The sequence below is a fragment of the Stackebrandtia sp. genome, from assembly GCF_035643755.1.
Lineage (GTDB): Bacteria > Actinomycetota > Actinomycetes > Mycobacteriales > Micromonosporaceae > Stackebrandtia.
On record NZ_DASQPW010000021.1, the window covers coordinates 1 to 7625 of the forward strand.

Here is a 7625-nt window from a genome sequence, read left to right on the forward strand (position 1 = left end):
TGCTGGAACTCCAGGACCCCGAGACCGGTGCGGCCATGGAGATCCAGACCCATGACGCGGCGTTTCGGCGCCGCTACGCCCACGCCGCGCAGGTGCAGCGCGCCGAGATCGCGGCGGGGCTGCGCCGCGCCGGCGCCGCCCGGCTGCGGCTGTCCACCGACTCCGACTGGCTGCGCGACATCGTGCGCTTCGTCGCGTCGCAACGTCACGCTCGTACGAGAGGAACCACCCGTTGATCCGTTATCTGGAACCGTGGTGGCTGTTGGCCGTCATCCCCGTTCTCGCGCTCATCGGCCTGTACGTGTGGGCCGTGGTGCGCAAGCGCTCCTACGCGGTGCGGTTCTCCAACATCGAGCTTTTGGCGAAGATCTCCGCCAAGGGGCCGGGTTGGCGCAAGCACCTGCCCGCCGCGATCCTCCTGGCGGGGCTGCTGGTGATGTCCACGGGCATGGCGCGCCCGGCCATCGACACCAAGCAGCCCACCGAGCGGGCCACCGTGGTGCTGGCGCTGGACGCCTCGCTGTCCATGCAGGCCAAGGACGTCTCGCCGACCCGCTTCGAGGCGATGAAGAAGGCGTCCCTGCAGTTCGTCGACGAGCTGCCGCAGCAGTACAACCTGGGCCTGGTCACGTTCTCCAAGGCCGCCAACGTCGCGGTTTCGCCCACAAAGGACCGCAACCAGGTGAAGTCGGCCATCAAGGGCATGGAGCTGGACCGCTCCACGGCGCTGGGCGAGGCGGTCTTCTCCTCGCTGCAGGCCATCCAGTCGGTGCCGCCCGACGGCTCCAACGAGCCAGCCCCGGCCCGGATCCTGTTGCTGTCGGACGGGTACCGCACCTCCGGGCGGCTGGTGGAGGACGGCGCCAAGGCGGCCAAGGACGCCAAGGTTCCGGTGTCCACAATCGCCTTCGGCACCGACCAGGGAACCGTCAACATCGACGGCGAGACCACCGAGGTCCCCGTGGACCGCGAAACCCTGTCCCAGACGGCGAAGACCACCGGAGGCAAGTTCTACGAGGCGGCGTCCATAAGCGACCTGAAGGACGTTTACAAGGACATGGGTTCGTCGATCGGTCACCGCACGGTCGCCGTCGAGATCGCGCAGTGGTTCATCGGCATCGCACTGATCCTGGGATTCGCCGCGGTCTTCTTGAGTCTTATGTGGACTTCGAGGGTGCCCTGATCCCACCCGTATCGCGAGCCTGGTCAAGGCCCCGCGTACCATGCGTACGAATTACACCGAGCAGGACGAGGAGTTGACGTGGCGCGCACCGTGCTGGTTACCGGGGGCAATCGCGGGATCGGCCTGTCCATCGCGCGGGCCTTCGCCAAGCAGGGCGACCGCGTCGCCGTGACGCACCGGGGAAGCGGCGCCCCCGACGGCCTGTTCGGCGTCCCGTGCGACATCACCGACTCGGGCGCGGTGGACGCCGCCTTCACGGCCGTGGAGGCCGAACTCGGCCCCGTCGAGGTGCTGGTGGCCAACGCCGGCATCACCGACGACACGCTGCTGCTGCGCATGAAGGAGGAGCAGTTCACCAGCGTCGTCGACACCAACCTCACCGGCGCCTGGCGCTGCGTCAAGCGGGCCTCGTCCAAGATGCTGCGCGCCAAGTTCGGGCGCATCGTCTTCATCTCCTCGGTCACCGGCCTGTACGGCAACGCCGGACAGACCAACTACGCCGCCAGCAAGGCCGGGCTGGTCGGCCTGGCCCGCTCCATCACCCGGGAGCTGGGCAGCCGCAACATCACCGCCAACGTGGTGGCGCCGGGGTTCGTCGAGACCGACATGACCGCCGAACTCGACGCCGCGCAGCGCGAGGCCTACGCCAAGGCGATCCCCGCCGGGCGCTTCGCCACCCCCGAGGAGGTCGCGGCGGCAACCTGCTGGCTGGCCTCCGACGCCGCCAGCTACATCACCGGCGCCGTGATCCCGGTCGACGGTGGACTCGGGATGGGCCATTAGCCCGGCGTCAACAACACATCACAGTCGATACAAGGAGACCGCATGACAGGGTTGCTGGACGGAAAACGCCTGCTGATCACCGGTGTCATCACGGAGCAGTCCCTGGGATTCGCCGTGGCGAAGCTCGCGCAGGAACAGGGCGCCGAGGTGGTGCTGACCGGTTTCGGGCGGCTGTCGCTGGTCAACCGGATCGCCGCGCGCCTCCCCAAGCCCGTCCCGGTGCTCGAGCTCGACGTCACCAACGACGAACACCTGGACTCCCTGGCCGAACGGGTCCGGGAACATGTGCCCACGGTGGACGGTGTGTTGCACTCGATCGCCTATGCCCCGCCCTCGGCGCTGGGCGGCGGGTTCCTCACCGCCCCTTGGGAAGACGTGGCCACGGCGCTGCAGGTGTCGGCGTTCTCGCTGAAGTCGCTGGCGGTGGCGTGCCTGCCGCTGATGGAAAACGGCGGCGGCATCGTCGGCATGGACTTCGACGCCGCGCAGGCCTGGCCGGTGTACGACTGGATGGGCGCCTCCAAGGCGACACTGGAGTCGGTGACCCGCTACCTGGCACGTGATCTAGGCCCCAAGGGAATCCGGGTGAATCTGGTCGCCGCGGGCCCGCAGCGCACCATGGCAGCCAAGTCCATCCCCGGTTTCGACCAGTTCGAGACCGCCTGGCAGGAGCGCGCGCCGCTGGGATGGAGCCTCACCGATTCCACGCCGGTGGCCAAGGCGGCACTGTTGTTGATGTCGGACTGGTTCCCGGCGACGACCGGCGAGGTCGTTCACGTGGATGGCGGCTTCCACGCGATCGGGGTACCGGTCGCCGAATCGTGAGCGTCGGTCATCCTTGCTGGTGGGAAACAACTTCACAACTTCCGGGATTGTTTAGAACTGATGAACTACGACGCATTGCTCCTCGTTTCCTTCGGTGGCCCCGAAAACCCCTCCGACGTGCTGCCGTTTCTGCGTAACGTGACGCGCGGCCGGGGAGTCACCGAGGAGAGATTGACCGAGGTGGCCGAGCACTACTACCACTTCGGCGGCATGTCGCCGATCAACGAATGGTGCCGCTCCCTGGTGGCGGCGCTGCGCCAGGAATTCGCCGCGCACAACGTGAACCTGCCGGTGTACTGGGGCAACCGCAACTGGCCGCCGATGCTGGTCGACGCCGTGCAGCAGATGGAAAGCGACGGGGTGAAGCGCGCCCTGGCGTTCACCACCAGCGCGTACGGCTCGTACTCGTCGTGCCGCCAGTACCTGGAGGACCTGTCGGCGGCGCGGGCCGCCGTGGGCGCCTCGGCCCCGGTGATCGACAAGATCCGGCACTTCTTCGACCACCCCGGCTTCATCCAGCCCTTCGCGGACAATCTCGCCGTGGCCCTGCGCAACGTCCCGGAGTCCTCGGCCGGGCACACCCGCATCCTGTTCACCGCGCACTCGATCCCCACGGTCATGAACGACGTGTCGGGTCCGGCCGGAGCCCGCTACACCGACCAGGTCGCCGAGGCGGCGTCGCTGGTGGTCGAGGCCGCCAAGACCGACCTGCCGTACGACATCGTGTGGCAGTCGCGCTCGGGGCCGCCCGGCTCACAGTGGCTGGAGCCCGACATCAACGACCACCTCAAGGCGCTGGCCGCCGAGGGGGTCGCCTCGGTCGTGGTGTGCCCGGTGGGTTTCCTGTCCGACCACATGGAGGTGCTGTGGGACCTGGACACCGAGGCGATGCAGACCGCCCAGGGTCTCGGCATGACCCTGCACCGTTCCGCCACGCCCGGCCTGGACGGGCGCGTGGTGACGATGGTGCGCGAGCTGGCGGCCGAGCGCACCGACGGCGTGGCCGTCAAGCGGCTCGGCAAGCTGCCGCTGTGGAACCCCAACGACGATGGCTGCTGCCCGGCGCGTCGCCCACCGGGCATGGGCCGCTGACGAACCGCCAAGACGATGGATTCGGCGGCGGTGTTGCTGGCGGCGCGCCTGGTGCCGTGGTTGCGGGCGTGGCGCGCGGGCCTGACCTCCCTTGACGAGGTGGTCACGGCGCTGACCTCGGGCTGGATGTCCGGGGTCGAGCAGGTCGTGCTCGGCGAGACCGAGGCCCTGGGCACCTCGCTGCCCAACGGGCTGGCGCGGTTGTCGTCGGTGCCGTGCCACGAGATCCGGCTGGTGCTGGCGGTGCCCGGCGACGCGCGGGGCCTGCCGGTGAGCGGGCCGTTCGCCGCGGCGGGGCTCACGGCGGGCGAAGCGGTGGTGGCGGGCGTACACGGCCTGGTGCCCGAGCACCGCGAGCACACCTCCGGCTCCGGCGACGACTTCGAGACCGTCACCTGGAGGCTATACACTTTGGACGATCCGCCGCTGCCCGTGGCGGACGTCGGCGTCGGCGAGGCCGACCTGGCGCTCACCGAGGCCCTGCACGACGCCACCAAGCGGCTGACCGATATGGACGTCGCGTCCTGGAACCCCGATCTGGGCCGCGCCCTCGGGCAGGCCCGCAAGCCCCAGGCCCCCGACCTGCCGCCCGGTTTCGACCCCCGCGCCCGCCGCCTCTACGCCCGCGCGCTGCTGCTCAACCGCGTCGTCGCCGTCGCCGAATCCGACGCGATGGGCGGGGCGGTCACGGCGGCCGAGGCCGCGGCGCGGCTGGACGCGCTGCGCCCGCTGGCCGCCGCTTGTAGACAAGCCATAGGTGCCGCTTGCCACGCTCGACTAGGTTAGAGGCCCGCCCGACACATCGAACGGGCTCAATTGAGACACTCGCGTGACGCGCGCGGCGGGGGATTGTGACAGGCTTGAGTGGTGGCGTGGATCATCTGGCTCGCGGCGGCCATCATTCTCGGCATAGCCGAGATGGCCAGCCTGACGTTCGTGCTGCTCATGTTGGCGGGGGGCGCTGCGGGAGCGGCCCTGGCGGCCGCCCTGGGCGCGCCGCTGCCGATTCAGGGGCTGGTGTTCGTGGTGGTGTCGACGCTGGCGCTGGTGGGGGTGCGCCCCTACGCCCGGCGGCTCCGCGACAACCGCGCCGGGCCCGGCGTCGAGTTCGGCGCCCGCGCGCTGGAGGGGGCCACGGCGGTGGTGCTGGAACGGGTCGATCGTCATCACGGTCTGATCAAGATAGAGGGTCAGGAATGGTCGGCCCGCAGTTATGACGGCGACCAGATTCTGGAACCAGGAGAAGATGTGAACATCGTAGAGATTCGCGGCGCGACCGCGATGGTTTGGAGGCAGTCGTGAGTGGAGGTCAGGTCGTCCTGATCGTCCTGTTGTGCCTGGTGGGGTTGTTCTTCCTCATCATGCTGTTCAAGATGGTGCGAATCGTCCCGCAGCAGCAGGAATACATTGTGGAGCGTTTGGGTAAGTACGCCAAGACCCTGACGCCCGGTCTGAGCTTCCTGGTACCCATCCTGGACTCGGTGCGCTCGCGAGTGGACAAACGCGAGCAGGTGGTCAGCTTTCCGCCGCAGCCCGTCATCACCTCCGACAACCTGGTGGTGTCGATCGACACGGTGATCTACTACATGGTCACCGACTCGGTGCGCGCCACCTACGCCATCGCCAACTACCTGCAGGGCGTCGAGCAGCTCACCGTCACCACGCTGCGCAACGTGGTGGGCTCCATGGATCTGGAGCAGGCGCTCACCAGCCGCGACAGCATCAACTCCGCGCTGCGCAGCGTGCTGGACGAGGCCACGGGCCAGTGGGGCATCAAGGTCACCCGCGTCGAGATCAAGGCCATCGACCCGCCGCCCAGCGTGCGCGAGTCCATGGAGAAGCAGATGCGCGCCGAGCGCGACAAGCGCGCCGCGATCCTCAACGCCGAGGGCGTCAAGGCGTCGCAGGTGCTCACGGCGCAGGGTGAGCAGCAGGCCGCGGTGCTGCGGGCGCAGGGCGATCGGCAGGCCCGCATCCTGCAGGCCGACGGTCAGTCCAAGGCGATCGAGCAGGTCTTCCGCGCGATCCACAAGTCGAACCCGGACGAGAAGTTGCTGGCCTACCAGTACCTTCAGACCCTGCCGCAGATCGCCGCGGGTCAGTCCAACAAGATCTGGGTGATCCCCGCCGAGCTCACCCGCGCGCTGGACGCGTTCGGCGGGGCCATGGGCGGCGGCTCGTCGTCGTCCCCCGCCTCGTCGCTGGCCGACGCGGTGTCGTCGGCGATGACGTCGTCCGAAGAGGACGAGGAGTCCGCCGAAGCCTCCGATGTGGACTTCGGGGAGGTCGACGTCCCCGATGTCGTGGTGCCCACCGAGCCCGCGGACACCATCACGGGCGAGGATGCCGACTCCACCACCCGCATCGGCAAGCGCAAGACGGACGACACCGGCGACACCCAGGCCATCGAGGCCACGCCGCCGGTGCCGCCCGTTCCGCCGGCGCCGTACACGGCCGCCGACGCGGCCAACCAGGTTCTCAACCCGCCGCCCGCCCCGCCGCCCGCGGGCCCGCTGGGACCTGACCAACCGCCGGCGGTGTGACCGAACGACCCTGAAGGGGCGGACAGCGATGCCTGTCCGCCCCTTCGCGCGCGCCCACGCCGCGGCCCGGGCGGCGCGGGTAGCGTGGCGGCGTGGTGGAGCTGCGGCAGTTGAGGTATTTCGTGGCGGTGGCCGACGCGGGGAACATCGGGCGGGCCGCGGCGGGGTTGCGGATCGCGCAGCCGTCGTTGAGCCAGCAGATTCGGGCCCTGGAGCGGAGCCTGCGCGTGGAGCTGTTCGTGCGGGAGGCCACCGGGGTGCGGCTCACCGACGCGGGGGTGACGCTGGCCGAGGCGGCGCGGAAGGTACTGGCGAAGGCGACGGCATTTGAGCGGGTCGTCGAGGAGGTGCGCGACGGGGCGACGGGGGAGTTGAGGATCGGCACCGCGCCGTTCATTCCCGATGACTGGCTGGTGAGGGCGGTGTCGCGTTTTCGGCGGCAATGCCCCGACGTGAAGGTCTCCACCAGCAGCCTGCACACCCCGAAGCTGGTGGAGAGGCTGGTGGCGCGCCAGGTGGACGCGGGGTTCACGCGGCTGCCCGCCGACCATCCCGACATCGCCACCGTCGTCATCCGCGAGGAACCCGCGGGCCTGCTGCTGCGCGTCGACGACCCGCTGGCGGCGTACGCGGCGGTGCCCGCCAGACAGCTGACGGGGCGCGAGCTGGTGACCGTCCCCCGGGAATGGAACCCCGACCTGGTGGTCGCCTTCGAGGCAGCGGTGCGGCGGGCGGGGGCGGATCCCATCGTCGAACGGGAATCTGACTCGATAACCACCACAATGGACCTCGCGCGGGGCGGGCTCGGGATACCCGTCACCCAGCAGCGGTGGTTTCACGGTCTCGACGACCTCACGTGGCGGCCGATATCCGATGTGGACTTCATGATGCGCTGGGCGGTCGCCTACCATCGGCGTCATCTCGGCCCGCTGGGTCACAAGTTCATCGCGGCGGTGCGGGCCGTCAAGGCCGACGAGCGGGGGGTATAGGTTCCGCCTATGCCGCCCTAGTCAAGCGGTCTTGGACGACCGAGCCTCGCGGCGGTTGTCTGGAGGGGACCAGCCGTTCTCTCCTCGGGAGCCCCGTTGACCACCATCGCGAACCCATCCGCCCGTCCCGCCGCCGCGCCGACGGCCGCTTCGAACCCCGTGCGCGCCGTCGCCGCGGCCGTGGCCGCGACCGCCGCGGGCATCACGCCC

The 7625-nt window shown here is 69.6% G+C and carries 8 protein-coding genes and 1 pseudogene; all 9 read left to right on the forward strand.

Annotation, left to right across the window (positions count from 1 at the left end; translation table 11 throughout):
* Positions 1-236 (forward strand): annotated as a pseudogene (locus VE172_RS01580) (DUF58 domain-containing protein); the annotation flags it as partial.
* Positions 233-1183: a VWA domain-containing protein gene (locus VE172_RS01585; RefSeq protein WP_324796179.1), complete on the forward strand. Its 951-nt coding sequence runs from the start codon at positions 233-235 to the stop codon at positions 1181-1183. The pseudogene VE172_RS01580 and the gene VE172_RS01585, both read left to right, overlap by 4 nt.
* Before the next feature lie 78 nt (positions 1184-1261).
* The gene (gene fabG / locus VE172_RS01590) at positions 1262-1966 is read left to right on the forward strand and encodes a 3-oxoacyl-ACP reductase FabG (RefSeq protein WP_324796181.1); all 705 of its coding nucleotides are present in this window, start codon (positions 1262-1264) and stop codon (positions 1964-1966) included.
* Positions 1967-2008: 42 nt separating this feature from the next.
* Positions 2009-2791, forward strand: coding sequence for an enoyl-ACP reductase FabI (gene fabI, locus VE172_RS01595; RefSeq protein ID WP_324796184.1), 783 nt, complete (start codon positions 2009-2011; stop codon positions 2789-2791).
* Positions 2792-2851: 60 nt separating this feature from the next.
* Positions 2852-3883, forward strand: coding sequence for a ferrochelatase (locus tag VE172_RS01600; RefSeq protein ID WP_324796186.1), 1032 nt, complete (start codon positions 2852-2854; stop codon positions 3881-3883).
* A 15-nt stretch (positions 3884-3898) separates the two neighbouring features.
* Positions 3899-4669, forward strand: a complete 771-nt coding sequence (locus VE172_RS01605; RefSeq protein WP_324796188.1) for a hypothetical protein — start codon at positions 3899-3901, stop codon at positions 4667-4669.
* 81 nt (positions 4670-4750) lie between these two features.
* Positions 4751-5185 carry an NfeD family protein gene (locus tag VE172_RS01610; protein WP_324796190.1) on the forward strand — a complete coding sequence of 145 codons (435 nt, stop codon included), beginning with the start codon at positions 4751-4753 and terminating at the stop codon, positions 5183-5185.
* A gap of 59 nt (positions 5186-5244) precedes the next feature.
* A complete protein-coding gene (locus VE172_RS01615) occupies positions 5245-6426 on the forward strand; it encodes an SPFH domain-containing protein (RefSeq protein WP_349258221.1) in 1182 nt (393 codons plus the stop codon).
* Between the two features lie 92 nt (positions 6427-6518).
* Positions 6519-7415 carry a LysR family transcriptional regulator gene (locus VE172_RS01620; RefSeq protein ID WP_324796194.1) on the forward strand — a complete coding sequence of 299 codons (897 nt, stop codon included), beginning with the start codon at positions 6519-6521 and terminating at the stop codon, positions 7413-7415.
* Positions 7416-7625 lie beyond the last annotated feature (210 nt).